This window comes from Antricoccus suffuscus, from assembly GCF_003003235.1.
Taxonomy (GTDB): Bacteria; Actinomycetota; Actinomycetes; order Mycobacteriales; family Antricoccaceae; genus Antricoccus; species Antricoccus suffuscus.
Genome location: NZ_PVUE01000002.1, coordinates 1 through 18539, shown reverse-complemented (window position 1 = coordinate 18539; position 18539 = coordinate 1). Strand labels below are relative to the sequence as shown.

At 62.2% G+C, this 18539-nt stretch carries 14 protein-coding genes and 1 tRNA gene; 4 read left to right on the top strand and 11 right to left on the bottom strand.

Annotated elements, in window-relative coordinates; all coding sequences use genetic code 11:
- Nucleotides 1-9: 9 nt before the first annotated feature.
- Nucleotides 10-813 (top strand): enoyl-CoA hydratase/isomerase family protein, encoded by an 804-nt coding sequence (locus CLV47_RS02890; protein ID WP_106347517.1) that lies wholly within the window; start codon nt 10-12, stop codon nt 811-813.
- Nucleotides 814-825: 12 nt separating this feature from the next.
- On the opposite strand, the gene CLV47_RS02885 is transcribed toward CLV47_RS02890, so the two are convergent.
- The 5 genes from CLV47_RS02885 to CLV47_RS02865 all read right to left on the bottom strand — a co-directional run bounded on the left by CLV47_RS02885 (nt 826) and on the right by CLV47_RS02865 (nt 6731).
- The gene (locus tag CLV47_RS02885) at nt 826-2226 is read right to left on the bottom strand and encodes a 4-hydroxyphenylacetate 3-hydroxylase N-terminal domain-containing protein (protein ID WP_106347516.1); all 1401 of its coding nucleotides are present in this window, start codon (nt 2224-2226) and stop codon (nt 826-828) included.
- A gap of 37 nt (nt 2227-2263) precedes the next feature.
- Nucleotides 2264-3046, bottom strand: coding sequence for an enoyl-CoA hydratase (locus CLV47_RS02880; RefSeq protein ID WP_106347515.1), 783 nt, complete (start codon nt 3044-3046; stop codon nt 2264-2266).
- Nucleotides 3047-3056: 10 nt separating this feature from the next.
- Nucleotides 3057-4187: an acyl-CoA dehydrogenase family protein gene (locus tag CLV47_RS02875; protein ID WP_202862357.1), complete on the bottom strand. Its 1131-nt coding sequence runs from the start codon at nt 4185-4187 to the stop codon at nt 3057-3059.
- 42 nt (nt 4188-4229) lie between these two features.
- Nucleotides 4230-5456, bottom strand: a complete 1227-nt coding sequence (locus tag CLV47_RS02870; protein WP_106347514.1) for an acyl-CoA dehydrogenase family protein — start codon at nt 5454-5456, stop codon at nt 4230-4232.
- 72 nt (nt 5457-5528) lie between these two features.
- Complete coding sequence (locus CLV47_RS02865; RefSeq protein ID WP_106347513.1) at nt 5529-6731, bottom strand: CaiB/BaiF CoA transferase family protein; 1203 nt, start codon at nt 6729-6731, stop codon at nt 5529-5531.
- A gap of 125 nt (nt 6732-6856) precedes the next feature.
- Between CLV47_RS02865 and CLV47_RS02860 the strand changes: the two genes are divergently transcribed.
- Complete coding sequence (locus CLV47_RS02860; RefSeq protein ID WP_106347512.1) at nt 6857-8152, top strand: O-acetylhomoserine aminocarboxypropyltransferase/cysteine synthase family protein; 1296 nt, start codon at nt 6857-6859, stop codon at nt 8150-8152.
- Nucleotides 8149-8715 (top strand): CoA-binding protein, encoded by a 567-nt coding sequence (locus CLV47_RS02855; protein WP_177557471.1) that lies wholly within the window; start codon nt 8149-8151, stop codon nt 8713-8715. The genes CLV47_RS02860 and CLV47_RS02855 overlap by 4 nt, the downstream gene beginning before the upstream one ends.
- A 4-nt stretch (nt 8716-8719) precedes the next feature.
- Here CLV47_RS02855 and CLV47_RS02850 read toward each other — a convergent pair whose 3' ends face one another.
- The 4 genes from CLV47_RS02850 to CLV47_RS02835 all read right to left on the bottom strand — a co-directional run bounded on the left by CLV47_RS02850 (nt 8720) and on the right by CLV47_RS02835 (nt 13988).
- Entirely contained in the window at nt 8720-9691 is a 972-nt protein-coding gene (locus tag CLV47_RS02850) for a hypothetical protein (protein ID WP_146135264.1), read from the bottom strand.
- Between the two features lie 167 nt (nt 9692-9858).
- Complete coding sequence (locus CLV47_RS02845; protein WP_146135263.1) at nt 9859-10845, bottom strand: hypothetical protein; 987 nt, start codon at nt 10843-10845, stop codon at nt 9859-9861.
- 68 nt (nt 10846-10913) lie between these two features.
- On the bottom strand, nt 10914-12437 hold the full coding sequence (locus tag CLV47_RS02840) for a long-chain-fatty-acid--CoA ligase (RefSeq protein ID WP_106347879.1): 1524 nt from the start codon (nt 12435-12437) through the stop codon (nt 10914-10916).
- A gap of 27 nt (nt 12438-12464) precedes the next feature.
- Entirely contained in the window at nt 12465-13988 is a 1524-nt protein-coding gene (locus CLV47_RS02835; protein WP_106347878.1) for an AMP-binding protein, read from the bottom strand.
- 174 nt (nt 13989-14162) lie between these two features.
- Between CLV47_RS02835 and CLV47_RS02830 the strand changes: the two genes are divergently transcribed.
- Nucleotides 14163-14570 carry a RidA family protein gene (locus tag CLV47_RS02830; RefSeq protein ID WP_106347508.1) on the top strand — a complete coding sequence of 136 codons (408 nt, stop codon included), beginning with the start codon at nt 14163-14165 and terminating at the stop codon, nt 14568-14570.
- A gap of 144 nt (nt 14571-14714) precedes the next feature.
- Here the strand turns inward: CLV47_RS02830 and CLV47_RS02825 are convergent.
- Nucleotides 14715-14788, bottom strand: a tRNA-Met gene (locus CLV47_RS02825).
- An 81-nt stretch (nt 14789-14869) separates the two neighbouring features.
- Complete coding sequence (locus tag CLV47_RS02820; RefSeq protein ID WP_272946781.1) at nt 14870-17842, bottom strand: UPF0182 family membrane protein; 2973 nt, start codon at nt 17840-17842, stop codon at nt 14870-14872.
- Nucleotides 17843-18539: the final 697 nt, after the last annotated feature.

Here is an 18539-nt window from a genome sequence, read left to right as displayed (position 1 = left end):
GGAGGCCCGATGCCGTCAGTACAGCTCAGCAAGCCCGCCGAGGGAATAACTCAGATCACGCTCAACCGGCCGGACAATCTCAACACGATGAACGCCGAGCTCGTCGGTGAGCTTGGCGACGCGCTCACCGAAATCAACGCCGACCGCGACTGCCGCGTGGTAATCCTCACCGGCGCAGGTCGCGGGTTCTGCGCCGGGCTAGACCTCAAGGGGTACGGCGACGATCCGGAGCTGCGCGCCGGCAACCCGGTGATGACGGGCCTCGACCGGCAACGCGAAATCGCGGCGTTAGCTCTGCAGTTGCATCAACTACGTCAGCCGGTCATCGCCGCCGTCAACGGTCCGGCAGCCGGCGGCGGGCTCGCGCTCGTCTGCGCTAGCGACATCCGGATCGCCGCGGACCCGGCGATCTTCGCCGTATCCTTCATCCGCGCCGGCTTCTCGGCCTGCGATATCGGCGTCTCATGGCTGCTCCCCCGGATCGTCGGTGCGGGTCACGCGCACGAGCTAATGCTCACCGGCCGACGTTTTGACTCCGCTGAAGCCCTGCGCATCGGCTTGGTGACCGAGGTCGTGGGCCCGGACCTGCTCCTGGAGACCGCGATCGAGAAGGCAAAGGAAATCATGCTCAACCCGCCGTTCTCGGTCGAGCTCACGAAACAAGGCATGTGGCTGGCGGTGGAGAACCCCTCCTTCGCCGCGGCCGTGGAGTTGGAGAACAGGCAACAGATCCTCACCTCAATGACTCAAGACGCCAAGGAAGCCTCGGCCGCGTTCCTGGAGAAGCGGGCTCCGACGTACCACCGCAAGTGAGGTCCGCCCAAGTTAGAAGCCGCCGCTCGGACCCTCGGACTCGGCGAGACCGGCGATGCGCAACGCGGCGCCCTTCGCCGCGGCCAGATCGTAATGCTTGCGGGTGACGATTCGCTGGGCGTATAGGCCACCGCCGGCCTGCACGTTGGTGACCTGCTTCCAGCCGCCATAAGCATCCGCCGTCAGGTCGCGGATCGTGTGAAACAGCCTCGTACGGTATTCGCCGTCCACGTCACCTCGAGTGGACATGTACTTGCGCGCCAAGTCGCCCACTTCCGGGTTCTCGAGGTCCGCACGCGAGGGCGCCGTCACGATCGCGCCTCCGGCTATATCGTGCAGATGCCGCACCATCAGGTTGTAGTTCGCCGCACCGGTGTATTTCCCGGCGTTCGTGTAAAGCTCATTCGGGAACACCGCGCCGAAGATCCCGGTCTCCGCGTTGGTCAGGGCCGCTTCAAGACAGGCCCGCACCACGGTCGCATGGATGATCATCTCGGAGATCTTCTCCTTGACATGTCCGACGCGATCCAGTCCATTGGCCTCGGCGATCAACTGTGCGAGGCCAACCAGTACGTCAGAGCCGTCCGCCATAGAGCTCAGTCCGCCGAGCCGTTCCCACAGCCCGAGCGAATGCGCGAACACAGATGCGCTCTCGACCTCGCCGTCCAGCAGGATCCGCTCGGTGGGAACGAAGACGTCATCGAAAATGACGAACCCTTCGGGGAAGTGCTCAATGCCAGAGACCGGGAAGTCTCGCAGATCGTCGTGCCTGGGTGCGTACGTCGTATTGATGATCTTGACACCAGGTGCATTGACCGGAATGACTGCGGCGATAGCGTAGTCTTCCTCTCCGGCTCGCATAGCCTTGGTCGGGATGGTCATCAGCTCATGCCCAAATGATGCAGCGGTGATGTGCAGTTTGGCACCGCGGATCACGACCCCGTCCGAACGCCGTTCCACGACGCGGACGTAGGAGTCGGGGTCGTCTTGTTTACTAGGCGACAGCGACCGATCACCTTTGGCGTCGGTAATGCACTGCGTAACGCGCAGGTCCCGACGCTGCGCGTCCTCGACGAAGGCGTTGATCCTGTCGACGTACTGCGGCGCGCTTTTCGACAACCGGCTGGCCGCTGTCGTCAGGGTCATCAGCGACGTGTAGGTCACGTGCGCCATCATGCCGGCCTTGTGCACGAGGTCGACCTTGTCGCGGAGGTCCTGAGGCGACGTCGGAATCCCGCTCAGCGGGCTCTGCCCGTCGACCGCTTGGGTGGCGAGCCAGTCGTAGCCGTCGGCGACGTTTTGCACTGCCGGCCCCAGGATCGGATGAGAGACGAGGTCCTCGACTCTCTCCCCTTCGAAGTAGGTGGCCCGTCCGTCAGAGAGCGATGCCTTGTATTGGTCTCCGGTGAGCATGTGTACGTCCTTTCCAATGGCCTGCGGGACGTTCCCGTCAAGTCGTCTGTGCGCGTCCCCTGTCACGGATGCCTTCGCGGCGGCGTTCTACCTCCGCAGGGTCGAAGCCACGGGCTAGCCAGTCGCGGCCGGTGCGGCCCTCGACCTGGTAACCGTCGCCGATTTGCTGCAGCTCAATATCACGATAGGACGCCAGCAGGGTGCGGACCGCGTCCTGCTCGTTGCTGACGATCGAGGCTGCTATCCGGCCGGCGGCCGACAGCAGGTCCTCGTGGGCGACCACTTCAGTTACCAACCCGGCCCGGAGCGCATCCTGCGCGGTCAGAAAGTCGCCGGTCAGGCTCATCCGTCGGGCCAACCCGCGGCCGACCAGCAACGGCAGCAGCACCGATAGCCCCCAGCCCGGCAGCACGCCGACGCGCGTGTGGGTGTCGGCGAAGCGGGCGCGTTCGGACGCGATCAGGATGTCGCAGTTCAGGGCAATCTCGAAACCACCCGTGACGGCGACCCCATTGATCGCGCCGATAACCGGTTTCGACAACACCGGCCACGGGTACGGCGACGCGGACTCGGATGCCGAACCGGCGCCGAGGTTGGCGCCCGTGCTCCCAAGTTCCTTTAGGTCAAGGCCCGCGCAGAAAGCCGGGTCGGCACCGGTCAGAATGACCACGTCGGCATCCGCGTTGGTGTCCAGGTCCGACATCACGCGCGCGAGCTCATCTTTCAGCTCGCGGCTGATGGCGTTGCGCGACTCGGGACGGTTAAGCGTCACCGTCGCTACACGATCCGCTACGTCAACGGTAACTACCGAGCTAGACATTCAGATCTCCTTACGAGGCTGCATCGAGTACGCCGGCCGCGAGACGTTCACTTGCCGCCGCTCGTCCGCCGAGTAGTGCCGCATCGCTCGCGGCCCGCTTGTAGTAGAGATGCGTGGGATGTTCCCAGGTGAAGCCGATCCCGCCGTGCACCTGCACGGTGTCCTTGGCGACCCGGCGATAGGCGTCTGCGGTGACCACCGTCGCGAGGTCGACCGCGACGCGCGCGTCGTCAACGCTGTCATCGTCAAGGGCCCACGCCGCGTGGTACGCCGTCGACCGTGCGTCCTCGACGGCGACGAGCATGTCGGCACAGCGATGTTTGACGCCCTGAAACCCACCAATGGGCCGGCCGAACTGTAGGCGTGTCTTCGCATATTCGACGGAGATGTCCAGCAGTCGCTGCGATCCGCCGACCGCCTCGGCCGCTAGGACGACGGCACCCACGTCGCGGGCCTTCGCCACTGCCTCGTCACCGCCGCCGACAGCGCCGACAACGGTTCCTGGCGCGTCGCGCAACGTCACGACGGCCATTCGCCGGGTCTGATCCAGAGTCGTCTGTGGCTCGCGGGTAACACCCGGTGCGGACGGGTCGACCAAGAACAGTGTCGGGCCGCTAGGTGTCTGCGCCAGTACGAGCAGTGCATCCGCCGCCGCACCATCAATCACGTGAGACTGTGCGCCAGTCAGCGTCCAGCCATCGGACACCTGAGCGGCCGTGACGGATCCATTAGCCGGTTGCCACTGGCCGGAGGCATCGGTGGCCGCGAGTGCGACGACCTTCTGCCCAGTGATGATCTCGGTAAGGAGGGCCTTCCTAGGTCCCTCGTCCGCGCTGTGTAGCAGTGCCGTCGCCGACAGGGCGACGGTGCTCAAGAAGGGACTGCAGGCAACCACACGTCCACACTCTTCAGCAATAATCGCCAAATCCACGATCCCCCGGCCCTCACCGCCGTACTCCTCCGGCACCGCCAGACCGAGAATCCCGAGGTCGCCACCGAGCCTCCGCCATACTTCGCGGTCGAAACCCTCGGGGGTGTCCATGAGCCGACGTACCTCGGTCTCTGGCCACGCATCGGCGCAGAATGTCCGCACCAATGCACGCATGTCGCGCTGTTCCTCGGTGAACTCGAACTCGGCCACTTTTCCTCCACGTCGTTCAGTTAGCGATTGGTTGTTGGTGGGTCAGCCGCGCGGGATGTCGCGCCAGGCCTTTCCGATGTCTACTCGAATGTCTCCGGAGAGCCCAAGCAGTCGTTCGCCGATGACGTTGCGCAGCACCTCCGAGGTGCCACCTTCGATGGTGTTAGCCCTCGAACGAAGGAATTTGCGCGCGAAGTCCTCGCCATCGGTCGGTTCCGGCGTACCGTCCGGCCGCGGCTGGTAACCGCTGTAGATAGTCCCCTCGATGCCGAGCATGTCCATGCAGAACTCGTAGACGTCCTGGTTGAGCTCGGCACCCACCAACTTGCCGATCGAGCCGCGCGGGCCGGCGGCGGCATCGCCTCGTTCGGCGCGGTGCCGCTGCCCGGTCAGCCGCGAACTGTCGGCGCGGGCAAACAGCGACAGCAGCCGTTCGCGGAGCGCCGGCGTACGCAAGTCCGGCCGGTCCTTCCACAATCGCAGCGCCGACCCAATCGAGCCGCTGCCGCGCAGGCTCGAGCCACCACCGATGGCATTGCGCTCATTCATGAGCGTTGTCATCGCGACCCGCCAGCCTTCGCCGACGTCACCGAGCCGGTGGGCATCAGGAATATGGGCGTCGCGGATGTAGACCTCGTTGAACTCGGCCTCGCCAGTCATCTGACGCAGCGGTCGCACCTCGACGCCGGGATCGTGCATGTCCAGTACGAAGTAGGTCAGGCCGCGATGCTTCGGCGCGCCGGGGTCGGTGCGCGCCAGCAGTAGTGCCCGCCGCGCCTTGTGCGCTGCACTGGTCCAGACCTTCTGTCCGTTGATGACCCATTCGCCGTCCGCCTGGACCGCGCTGGTCGCCAGGCCCGCCAGGTCCGAGCCCGCGCCGGGCTCGCTGAACAGCTGACACCAGATCTCGTCACAGATGTAGAGCGGGCGCAGCAACTGTCGCTTAAGGTCCTCGCTGCCGTGGGCCTCGACCGTCGGCCCGGCCATGCCATAACCCATCGGGTTGAGCGCAAACGGCACGGGCCCACCGGCCCCCTGCAAGATGCGGTCGACATCTGCCTGTAGGCCCGGTTCGAGGCCCAGACCGCCAAGCCCTTTAGGGAACTGGATCCAGGCAAGACCGGCATCAAAGCAGGCTTCCATGAACTCACGTCGCGGTGTCGTTGTCGGAGGATGCTCGGCGACCACCCGGCGGGCGGTCTCGATGGCGATTGCCCGGCCGGCGGACTGCTGCGCGGGTTCGGAATCTGCAGTGGTTAATGCGCTCATCAATTCCCCAATGTGTCGATATGCCCGATATATGTCGATATGTGTGTCGAAGCAATCAAACCTCGGATCCGGTCAGGCGACAACGCCCGCGGCGCGCAAATCCTTGATCGCATCGTCGTCGTACCCTGCCTCGCGAAGTACGTCGTCGCTGTGCTGTCCCAGAGTCGGCGCCATCGTTGGCCGTGCCTTCTCGGTGCCTGCGACAGTCAATGGGCTGTCCACCGTCATGTATTCGCTATCGACGATGGGCACCAAGTAGCCGTTGTCGATCAGCTGTTGGTCGTTCGGGATGTCTTCGGCACTGGCGACTACTTCGAAGACAAGCCCGGCGTCCAGCAGGATCCGCTGCCACTCGGACCGGTCCTTAGTCGCGAAGACTTCATCGAGGATGCCGATCAGCTCCGGCCCGTGGCCGAACCTGTCCTTCTGGGTCACGAACCGCGGATCCTCGGCAAGCTCTGGGCGCGCAATGCAGTCGACCAGAATCGGCCATTGCTTCGTCTCGTTGAGGATCGTCAGCACGATCCACTTATCGTCGCGGCACCGGTAGTAGCAGCTCAGTGGCCGGCCACCCTGGGCCCGCGGCGGACGCGGCTCGAACTGCGCCCCTACCAAGGCGGCCTGCGCATTGAACCCATTCGCCCAGACACCACTGGAGACCAGCGACGATCGAACCAGCGAACCCTTCCCCGTCACGGTGCGTTCATAAAGTCCCATCATGATCGCCGAGAAGAACGACATGGCGGAGGGATGGTCCCCCATTCCGGGCAACGAGCGGACAGGCTCGGCATCATGATGCTCCCGAACGGCATCCATGAGCCCTGAACGCGCCCACCACCCGGTCATGTCAAATCCCGGCTTGGTCGCCTCGGCGCCGGTCTCGCCAAATCCCGTGAACGACGCGTAAACGAGCCGGTCGTTCAGCAGCGCGAGCGTGTCGTAGTCGATCGCGAGCTTGTCGCGCACCGGGAGCGGATAGTTGGTGAGAAAGACGTCCGCGTCCCCTACCAACTTGTGGATCACTGCCTGACCTGCCGGCTTTGTCAGGTCCAGCGCCAGGCCCCGTTTGCTGCGGTTATCCATCATCCAGCTGTAGTTGAGTTCGCTTTTTGGCATGCCGGGGAAGGTATAGAGCTGACGACCCGGATCGCCCGCACCGGGCGGCTCTATTTTGATTACGTCGGCACCGAAGTCGGACAACACGGCCGCCGCGGCCGGGGCGGCGATGAAACTCGCGCAATCGATGACCTTGAGACCTTCAAATATCTTCTTCAACCGCGCACCTCGTTCATCGTGACAACTTGTCCGGCTCCTTATCTGACCACACCCCGCCAAATGCCTACACGCCCAGCCTCGCTCGGCCTCGTCTGCTCCAAATGCGCTCCGGTAGCGTGGGAGCCATGGCTGATCGCGAATACGGATTCAAAACAAGAGCGATACACGCGGGCAACATTCCGGACGCCGTTCACGGCTCTCGGGCATTACCGATCTACCAGACGACAGCGTTCGTCTTTGACGACACGGACGATGCCGCCGCTCGTTTTGCATTGCAGAAATACGGCAATATCTACTCCCGGCTCGGCAACCCGACCGTTGCCTCGTTTGAGGAGCGGATCGCAAGCCTCGAGGGCGGGATCGGCGCCGTCGCCACGTCGAGTGGGCTCGCCGCGCAGTACATCACGTTTACCTCACTCGCTGGAAGCGGTGATCACATCGTCGCATCGGCAGGTCTGTACGGCGGATCGATCACGCAACTCGACGTGACGCTGGGCCGGTTTGGCGTCAAGACCACGTTTGTGCAGAGCGACGATCCGGCAGCGTACGCCGCCGCGATCACCAACGAAACGAAGCTGCTGTTCGCTGAGTCTATCGCGAACCCGTCCGGCGAGATCGCGGATATAGAAGGACTCTCAGAAGTGGCACACGCCGCCGGGATCCCGTTGATCATCGACTCGACGATCGCGACGCCGTACCTTTGCCGTCCCATTGACTGGGGTGCCGACATCGTCACACACTCGGCCACCAAGTTCCTCGGCGGCCACGGCACGACGCTGGGCGGCGTTGTCGTGGAGTCCGGCCGTTTTGACTGGTCCAGCGAGAAGTTCCCCCTGTTCCACGAGCCGGTGGCGTCGTACGGCGGATTGACCTGGGCGGACAACTTCGCTGAGTATGCGTTCCTCACCCGGCTGCGTGCCGAGCAGTTGCGCGACATCGGCCCTACCCTCGCGCCGCAATCGGCCGCACTACTCGCACAAGGCGTCGAGACACTTCCGATTCGGATGCAGTCCCACATGGACAACGCTCGTGCCGTCGCAGAATGGCTGGACGCGGACGACCGGATCGAATACGTCAACTGGGCCGGGCTGCCTTCGCACCCTCATCACGAGCGCGCTAAGAAATACCTACCAAAAGGGCCAGGCGCGGTGTTCAGCTTCGGCGTGAAGGGCGGACGAGAGGTCGGTCGCGGCCTCATCGAGGCGGTCAACTTGGCCAGCCATGTCGCCAACATTGGTGACACCAAGACGCTCATCATTCACCCGGCCTCGACCACGCACGCACAACTCACCGAACAGCAGCTGATCGATGGCGGCGTGCAGCCGGGACTCGTGCGACTTAGTGTGGGTATCGAGGACGTCGAGGACATCATCTACGACCTCGACCAAGCGCTTGCCAGTGCAACGGAGGCAACATCATGACACCAACTGTGACCACAACCCTGCCAAACGGGCTGAGCTTCGAGGTCCCCGCGGACTCTCCGCTGGCGAAGTTGCACAACCCGGAGCGCAGCTGGGATGGACCGAGCGCCACAGACCGCATCAAGTTACTGCGTTCGGCGAAGTCGATCGCAGTGGTCGGCGCCTCCGCAAACCCGGCCCGCTCGAGCTACTTCGTCGGCACCTACCTGTTGCAGTCCACCGATTACAAGGTGTACTTCGTCAACCCGAACGCCGACACGATCCTCGGCCAAAAGGTCTACCCGGACCTCGCTTCATTGCCCGAAGTGCCCGACATCGTTGACGTTTTCCGTAAGGCAGCCGACGTACCGGCAGTTGTCGAGGACGCCCACGCGGTCGGCGCCAAAGCAATCTGGGTCCAGCTGGGCATCTGGAACGAAGACGCTGCACGCCGCGCTGAACAACTCGGAATGAGCGTCGTCATGGACCGCTGCATCAAGATCGAACACGCCCGCTTCCACGGCGGGCTGCACCTAATGGGCTTCGATACCGGCCAGATCACCAGCCGACGTACCGTCCGTTGAGCGCTTAGAATCCAGGCAGATCGACTTGAGTCAGCATCTGGTGCATGATGGACGGCTTCGTGTCTGATGCGTGCGGCAGCTTCGCCTGAACGACTCCGTCGCTCAGGACTGTCACGCTGGAGCCCTCGAAGTAGTCGGCGTACTTCTTGCCGTTCGCCGTGTCGCCAGAGGCAAGATCGTCCTTGACTTTGCCTTCAAGGTCTTTCGCGGCAGCGTCATCGTCGGTCTTCACGCACAACATCGAGGTGACACCTTTGCCAATCGCGCGAACGCCCACGGCAACTAGGTGATCGTCGGTGCCGATATCTGTGATGAACGCCGCGACAACGTCACCGAGGCAATCGCTAACCGCGACAATTTCGGCGTCGTCGGCGAGGCTGTCGTCCTTCGAATCGACGAGCGCCATGTCCGCGTCCGCAGAACCAAGCACGATGTCGTCGCCCTTCGGCTGCACCTGCGCGATCTGGACCGTGATCGGCTTGGTGACGTCCATCTTCTGGCTCAGCACGTCGTCGCCCTCGTATCCAAGGGACCCGGCCGCGGACTTGACCTCCTCACCGTCCTGCCCACCCGCGATGAGCGTGACCATAGCTGGCGCGGGACCCGCCGAAATCGCGTAGTCGGCAGCGTTGAGACTTAGAGCGAGCTTCTCGGCAACTCCGGGGCCCGTCTGCAAAGATGTGGCACCGAGTTGGGTCATGATATTCCAAGCGCCTTTATCTTGATCCGCGAGAACGGCCAGCCGCTTTGACTCACCAAACTCGATGTACCTGGTCTTCTCGACCGCATTGGCGCTGATTCGGCTCAGTCCTACGCGCAACAGCTGGTTTGGCGCGGCCGGTGTGGACGGCGTACTACTACTGCTACTCGACTCGGCGTCGCCGTGTTGGAGGTCAATACCTCCCGAGCAGGCAGTGAGAAGCAGTGCCCCCACAACGGCTGTCGAAATTTGGATACACAGTCGGCGAGAACTCATTAATGCAGGTTACCGCGCGTCATTCCAGTCCTCATGCTGACGGCGCAACTCGCGCTTGAGAAACTTGCCAGCGCCGGACATCGAGAACTCCTCAACAATATCCAGACTCCGAGGACACTTGTAGCCGGCAATCTCCGTCCTCCCCGGCCCCGACCGCTGCTACGCGGCTAGTAGCCGGGGAGCGCCGGAAGATCGCGGGAGAGGACCATTTGCAGGATAGTGTTCGCCTGGCCATTGGCGGTGTTGTCAGCCGTCATCTTGACAACACCGCCTGCCGCGACAACGTCGACATTCTCGAAAAACTTCGTGTAGGGCTGGCCGTTGCTCATCGTGCCGTTCTTCAGCGCATCCGCGACATCTGTCGCAATGCCCTTCGCTTCGGCGGGGCTCTTGGGTTTCACGCACATCACCGACTGGGCGCCTCTGTCCACCGAACGGACCCCAACACCCAACAAATCAATGTTTTCGCTGTTGGGCGCGATCTGTGCCGCCACGACGTCGCCCAGGCACTCGACTACCGCGGCTACCTCATCAAGGTCGGTGAGACTCTCGCCGTCCGGGTCGACCGATTCGAGTTTGGCGCCAGGCCCACCGACGACCAAATCGTCGCCCTTCGGCTCGACTTGTGCCACCGTGACCGTGAGGGGATTCTCCAGATCGAGTTTCTGGGAGAGCACACCCGCGCCTTCGTAACCTGCTTTCTTGGCCGCGCTCGTTATCGTGTCGGCGTCCTGGCCGCCGGCGACGAGAGTGAGCCGGCCCGGCGGCTGGCCTATCGAAATCGAATATTCGGCGGCAGACAAGTCGGCGCCGATAGTCGCGGCTTGCTTCGGCCCTGTCGCGAAGGCGTCTATCGAACCGCTCAGCGCCAGTAACTTCCACGTCTCAGTTTCCTTGGCCGCCAGTACGGAGAGCGCTGCAGTATCACCGAAGCTCGCGAAGAGATCCTTCGCCGCGAGAGAGGAGTCGAAACGACTGAGTGCCAGGTGCAGCGTCGAATTATCAGCGGTCGATCCGCTCCTCGTGGCCCCGCTGCCACCGCCAGTATTGCTGGTGCCGCGAGTCGACAGGTCGCCACCGCCCGAGCACCCCGCGACTAATAAGAGCCCGCTGATGACACAGACAGCCGAAAGAGAAATCCCCGCCCTATTCATGTCGAGATCATACGCATACATAAAGTAGAGGTGAATAGATCGCCTACATTCTCAGGGTCACCACTGAGTTATCCGTCGTACTGGCGACGAAGTTCGCGCTTGAGAATCTTGCCAGCGCCGGACATCGGGAACTCCTCAACAATATCCAGACTCCGAGGACACTTGTAGCCGGCAATCTGCGCTCGACAGTGTTCGCGTAGCTCGTCGATGGTCAGACTCGCATCCGGCACAAGGATCACGACGGCATGAACCCGCTCGCCCCAATCCTGGTCAGGAACTCCGATCACCGCACAAGCCGCAACCGAAGGATGCCTGGCAATCACGTTTTCGACCTCAATCGAATAAACGTTTTCGCCGCCAGTGATGATCATGTCCTTGATCCGGTCGGCGATGTACACGTAGCCGTCCTCATCCATCCAGCCGCCGTCACCGGTGTGCATCCAGCCGTCACGCAGCGCGTGCGCCGTCTCGTCGGGTTTCTTCCAGTAGCCCAGCATCACGTGGTCGCCGGACACGCAGATCTCACCGACAACGCCGCGGTCGACCTCGTTGTCTTCTGCATCAACGATTTTGACCAGAGAATAGGGCGCGGCGCGGCCTGCCGATCTGCTCCGCTTGGGGTCGCGGTGATCGACGTCCGGAAGGATGGTCGCAATCGGTGAAAGCTCGGTCATTCCATAGAGTTGAGTGAATTGCGCCTTCGGGAAGGCCTTGCGCGCTCGACCCAGCAACGCATCGGAAATAGGCGAAGCGCCATAAGCAACGTGTGTCACCGACGACAGGTCGTAGTCCCCGACGTGCGGGTCGTCGACGAGCATCTGGATCATCGTCGGCACCAGTAGCACCGCGTCGACCTGATGTTGCGCGATTGCTTCGAGCACCACGACCGGCGCGAACGCCGGAATCATGACGTGGCAGTTACCCAGGGCCGAGCCGGCCGTCCACGCGGCGAGATCCGCCAAGTGGAACATCGGCGCCGCATGCAAGAGCCTGCCGCGATGCGGCAGCCACGAGGACGTTGACGCGCCAATCGCGGAGGTCATCAGGTTGCGGTGGCTGAGCATCACGCCCTTCGGCGTACCGGTCGTACCGCCGGTGTAGAACAGCGCCGCCAAGTCGTCCCCGGATCGGTGCGCGTCTTCGACCGGTTCGCTGCTGTCAATGAGTTCTTCGAATCCGAGCATGTCGTCGGGTACGGCGTCCTCGCCGCAGTAGATAACATTCTTGAGCCCGCCATATGCCTCTCTCAACGCGGGTACAAGGCCTTTGAAGGTCTCGTCGACGACGATGGTCCTGGCTTCCGCCTCGTCGAGCGAATACGCGATCTCGCTGACGCTCCAGCGGACGTTGACCGGCACGATCACACCGTCCGCCCATGGAATTGCGCACAAGATCTCGTGAAAGTAGTCCGAGTTGAGCGAAAGAATCGCGACCCGGTCACCTGGTCCCACACCCAGCCCTTGAAGTCCACCGGCAAGTCTCGCGACCCGGTCGATCGACTCCCGGTGTGTCCGAACGCGATCGCCGAATATCGTCGCCGGACTATCGGGCTGCTGTTGAACGTTACGGTGTAACGATTGAGTGAGGTACATCTGAATCGCCTCTTCCAACCCACGCGTCTAGATTTTGCGGTTGCCGGTCCAGTACTGGTCTCGCAATCGACGCTTGAACATCTTGCCGGAGTCCTCACGCGGCAACCGCTCCTCGAAGACGACGACCCTCGGAGTCTTGTACTTCGCAAGATTCGTTGTGACATAGGACTTGATGTCCTCTTCGCTGACCGTGGCGCCGTCCTCAAGTTCGACGTGTGCGGCGAGTACTTCGCCAAGGTCTGGATCGGGAATCCCGAAGACCGCCACGTCCGCGACCCCGTCCATGCCGAGCAGACTTCCCTCGATCTCGGCCGGGTAGATGTTCACGCCCCCGGAGATCACCATGTAGTTGGCGCGATCACTTAGATAAAGGAAGCCGTCCTCGTCGAGGTAACCGATGTCACCGACCGTGACGAAGCCGTCCTGCTCGATCGACCGGCGCTTCTCATCGTCGTTGAGATAGGTGAAGTCCGGCCACGCATCGAACGGTTTCATGTAGACCATCCCGGACTCGCCAACCGGCACGGGCTGATTGTCGGCACCCAGGATCCGCAATTGCGCACCTGCGAATGCGCGTCCAACAGTTCCCGGATGCGCGAGCGCCTCCTCGCTGCTGCACAGGACGACAGCGCCGGTCTCCGTGCCGCCGTAGTACTCCCAAATGATTGGGCCGAACCACTTGATCATTTGCTCCTTGACGTCGGCCGGGCATGGCGCAGCCGCGTGAATGACGGCCTCGAGAGAGGAGACGTCGTACTTCTCGCGGACCTCCTTGGGCAGCTTGAGCAGCCGGATAAACATCGTCGGGACGACTTGCACCTCGTCAATACGATGCTTTTCAATCAGGGCCAGGAACTCTTCTGGATCAAACTTCGGCATGATCACGGTCTCTATTCCCATAGCGACGGCGAACAGCGCCAGGACATTCGGCGAAGAGTGATACATCGGAGCTGGCACCAGGGTCTTACCGCCGGGCTTCAGCTTCATTAAGTCAACAACTACCCCTGCGATCTCTTCGGACTTCCCCTCCGCGACGGGATTGCGGCGAATGCCCTTGGCGAGCCCCGTCGTACCGGACGAGTAGATGACGCTCATCGGTGGGTCGTCGGTAGGCGGCGTCACGAGCTCCGAGGTCGCCAGCTCATCCAGAGTCCGATAGCGGCCGGTCAGTGGCACGTCGCCAAGGCCATAAGCTTCGCGAATTTCGGGCGGGGTCTCTACCTCGACGATCGTGGCACCCTCAGGCAGGAATTTCTCGACGGCCGGCAGCAGATCGGTGTGCGCGATCACGACCTTGGCCCCACTGTCGGTGAGCACATGCTGCAGATCCTCACCGGTCCAGTGCCAGTTCACCGGAATCGGCACGGCGCCGATGGCCGACGCCGCCATGTTTGCCTCCAGAAAAGCGATCTCGTTACGCAGAACGAACGCGTAGTGATCGCCAGGACCCACTCCGAGCTTGCCGAGTCCGGCGCCGATGCGCGCCGCGCGCTCCTTGACCTCTGCAATCGTCCGTGATCGCTTGCCTGAAATAACCTGTGGATCACTCATGTGTCCTACCCCTCCGGTCGTCACGTGAGATATGCGTACCATCTCACCGACCATTTGAGAACCGGCTGAACCGAATTCGGCACCCTTACAACGCATCCGCCTACCGCGCTCAGGAAACAGACTGTTCTGCGCGGGATTTGTTTGCCATCCGAAGACGTCTGGGATGATCGGCGTATGCCAAGTTCTGTGGAGTTGATTCGCGCCTCGACGCTCGCCAGCGTCGCCGAGTATGCGTATGCCGCGACCGCGCCGAAGGATGCGCGACTGATCTTCCTGGCTGGCGCGTGCCCGCTCAGCGAGGATGGGACGACCGTAGCGGTCGGTGATTACGCGGGCCAGGCCGCTGCGTGCGTCGAGACGATGACACGCGCGCTGGAGGCCGCCGGAGCGACGATCGAGGACGTCATCAGCACTCGTGTGCTTGTCGCATCGTCTAATCAGGCGGACCTCGTTGCTGTCTGGGAGATCGTGCGCGACGCGTTCGATGGGCATGACGTTCCGAGCACACTCATGGGGGTCACGGTGCTGGGCTATGACGATCAGTTGGTGGAGCTCGAATCGGTCGCCGCTGTCGTTGACTGAGCCAGTAGACGCGCCTGTTGCCGGCCACATTTATGCTTGGACGAATTCCGATGTCCGTTGGGTAAGCGTTGGATTCGTGCCTATGAACGGTGCAAAGCAAAGGACCCTGGCCAGCATCTAGGCTGGCCAGGGTCCTTCTTTTAGTAGCGGGGGCAGGATTTGAACCTACGACCTCTGGGTTATGAGCCCAGCGAGCTACCGAACTGCTCCACCCCGCGGCGGAAACATAAGACTACATCAGGTTCGATCCGGCTGCACACGGGGGTCCCGCGCGCAGCCGGATCACTCTGGCGGCGGCCTTAACCTCCACCGGAAGAGCTTGCCGGGCTCGACGGCGTAGCTGAGCCGCTACCCGAGGCACCTGACGATCCAGTAATTCCAGCAAGACCATCTACCTTGTTGGAGGCGTCATTGACCTTCGCCGCCGCATCGACCAGTTGCTGCTGTGCCACGCCCATCGCGGCATAGTCGCCAGCCTTGGCGGCGGTGTCGAACGCCTTGACAGCCGCCTGAAGCTCCGAGTTGGCGTTGGCTAGTTGCTGCTTGGCCGCGGTCAACGGATCGCTTGAGGACGTAGTCCCCTGATCCGCGCCTGGGGCCGTTGGAGTCCCTGCTGCATTCCCAGGCGGCGCTGCCGACTCGTCCGCGGCGCCGTCTCCGAAGAGCTGGTTGAGCCCCTCCGCAAGCGTGTTCGCGTAGGCGATCTTTGTGCCGAAGTTCAACAGCACTTTCTGCAGGGTCGGGTACGCCGACGAAGCGTTACCCTGCACGTAGAGGGGCTCCACATAAAGCAGACCTCCCGCCAACGGAAGGGTCAGCAAGTTTCCGAAGATAACCTTTGACCCGCCTTGATCAAGCAGCGCAATGTCCTTGGAGATAATGGGATCACCCTTGAACTGCGACTGCACCTGACTCGGTCCATAGATATTCGAGTCCTGCGGCATTTGAAGTACCGTGATTTTGCCATACGTCTTCGGATCGCTCGACGCCGAGACGTACGCCGTCAGGTTCTCCTTCTTCAGTGCCGACAACGCGGACGTGAGCTTGAATGTCGCCGTCTCCTCCCCCGGTCCTTGTGACAGCAGATAGTACGGCGGCTGATCTCCTTCCACAGTCGTCGTTGGATCGGCTGGTACCTTCCAGAAGTCCTGTGCCGAGTAGAACGCCTGCGGATCGGTCACGTGGTATTTCGCCAGCAACGACCGCTGGACCTTGAACAAATCCTCGGGATAGCGCAGGTGTGCGGCAAGTTCCTTGGAGATGTCGGACTTCGGCTTGATAATTCCGGGGTAGGTCTTCATCCAAGTCTTGAGGACCGGGTCTTTGGTATCGAACTGGTACAGAGTCACCGTGCCGTCGTAGGCGTCGACTGTCGCCTTGACCGAGTTACGAATGTAGTTGACCGTCTCATCGGGCAGTGCCGCTGTGCCGGTACCGGTCTGGGAGTCACTGGCCGCACTGCCGAGCGACTCTTGCTGAGAGTAAGGATATCCCGGCGAGGTGGTATAGCCGTCCACGATCCACTTGATCCGGCCGTCTATGACGGCGGGATACGGGTCGCCGTCCGCAGTGATGAAGGGGGCGGCCTTCTCGACGCGCTGGCGGGGATCTCGGTTATAAAGGATTTTTGAGTTGGCGCCGATACCGCTGTTGAGAATGAAGTTGCGTTCGGCGTACTTGATAGCGAACACCGTCTTACGGAACAGGCTGTCGATCGGCACGCCACCCTTGCCGCTGTAGGTGTTCTTCACCTCTCCGTCACCGCTCGCGTTGCTGGGACGGTCAAACTCCTTGTCGGCGCTGTCCTTGCTCTTTCCAACGATCGCGTAGTCGTTGTTGAGCTCGCCGTAGTAGATCCTCGGCTGGGTGACCTTAATCAGTCCGTCCGTAAAGCCAGTGTTGACGAACACCGGCAATCCGGCCGCGTCCACCTCATTCGCCGGCGCAGCGATGAACCCATAACCGTGCGTATAAACGGTATGCAGGTTGATCCAGTTGCTCTGGCTCTCAGAAAGGTTGTTGGGATCGAGCTCGCGTACCGCAACGATATAGTCCTGCTCCTTGCCATCGATCGTGTAGCGATCTATGGCGAGCCTGTTCGGGAACGAGTAGACGTTGCGCACCTGCTGCGTCTGCTGGACGACGTCGGAGATCACGTTGGGATCTAGTAGCCGCGCATTAGGGATCGTCTGAGTGTCGTTGCGTATCTCCGCCGCCGGCGCTGTCGATACCGCCGCGTACTTGTCGATGGTCACGTTGTTATCGCCGATGCCGTACGCGGCCTTCGTAGCCGCGATATTGCGCGCGATGAACTCCGCTTCCTTCTGGTTGGCGCTGGGTTGTACGACGAAACGGTCGTAGATGGCCGGATACGCCGTACCAATGACCAAGCTCGCGAGGATCAGCAGTGCGAGTGACATAGCCGGGAGCGCAAAGTTTTTGAAGATGATGTTGGCGAAGAACGCGATGGCGCAGATGATCGCGACTATTGCCAGGATCGACTTCGCCGGCAACATCGCGTTGACGTCGGCGTTAGACGCTCCAGTGACCGGGCCGCGATCGGAGAAGTCGAGGTCATACCGGTCCAGCCAGTAACCACCAGCCTTAAGCAGCACGAAGATGCCGAGCAGCACGGTCAAATGCACCCGCGCCGCATTGGTGAGTCGCTGCCCCGGCATGTTGATGCGCAGCCCGCCGTACAGGTAGTGCACGGCGGCCGCGGCCGCCGCGGCGAGCCCGACAAGAACGAAAAGGAACGTGAGCACGAAGCGGTAGAACGGAAGATCGAAGGTGAAGAACGAGATATCGAGACCGAACTGCGGATCTTTAACGCCGAAGTTCGTGCCATTGCGCCATTGCAAGTAGACCTGCCACATGCCCTGTGCGGCGTATCCCGCGAACAACAGAACGACGATCGCAGCGACAACCACCATGAGCCGGCGACGCGGCTCGAGCGCAACGCGGTAGCGCTCCAGATTCTGCTGCTCGGCGGTCATCGGGCGGAACGCCGGGCGGAGGCGGTAGGCGAGTACGGCGTTGCCCACAACGATCACCGCGGCGATGAAGCCGAAGATCGTAAACATCAACGCTCGAGTGCGCCAGGTAGTCCAGAACACCTCTGAGTAGTGGGTCTCCTGATACCACCAATAATCGACCAGGATGCTCGAGAAGATGCCAAGCACGCCAACGATGACCGCGAGAGCTACCACTACCGAGATGATGATTTTTGCGCGCTTACTTAGCCCCGGGGGCAGTTTCGCGGGTGGCCGCACCGCCACAGGTCACGCTCCGTTCACTGGTGAGTCACGATTTACCGCGTCACCGTTGCACTTGCCAAGTCAGTTCAGGGCCGAATTTCGATATACCAGAGCCCACATTCCTGCCCAACTGTATAAGGGCTTGGAAAGTTCCGCCCGTCCTGTCCAGCACCTATGCCCGAGGGCCAATTCGGTCCGCTCCAAACACCGACCCACCAGCGGTCATCGCGTCATACCCACCGCGCGCGCCCTCCTATCCCGCGGTACGTGACGCCGCACCCGTCGGCCCGCGAGTTCGTACCCTTCGGCCGGTGACGTCGTACGACGCTTGGCTCTCGTGATCGGACTGGCGTGCGCTCTCTCGTTGATCGAGCGAGCCTGCGTTGATCGAGCGAGCCTGCGAGCCGAGATCCCGCAAGCCGGGGATGTTCCGGCAGCGGCACGTGAACCGAGATGCCGAGGCCGCTGGCAGACGGCGATTCCTGAATCATCCCGCGTTGTGGACAACTCCAGAATTGTCGTACACGTGTCCTACCATAATTGACATGACCACGACCCAGGACCCACCACCCACCGGCACCACCACCGGTCACGGCGGTCCCGGTCCCGGTCGCGCCCGGCCCGCTGCCGTCGGGCAGGAAATACCGCGCCACTACCGCCTCGATCACACCACCGAAGCGTTCGCACTACACATCTTCGACCAACAACTCAC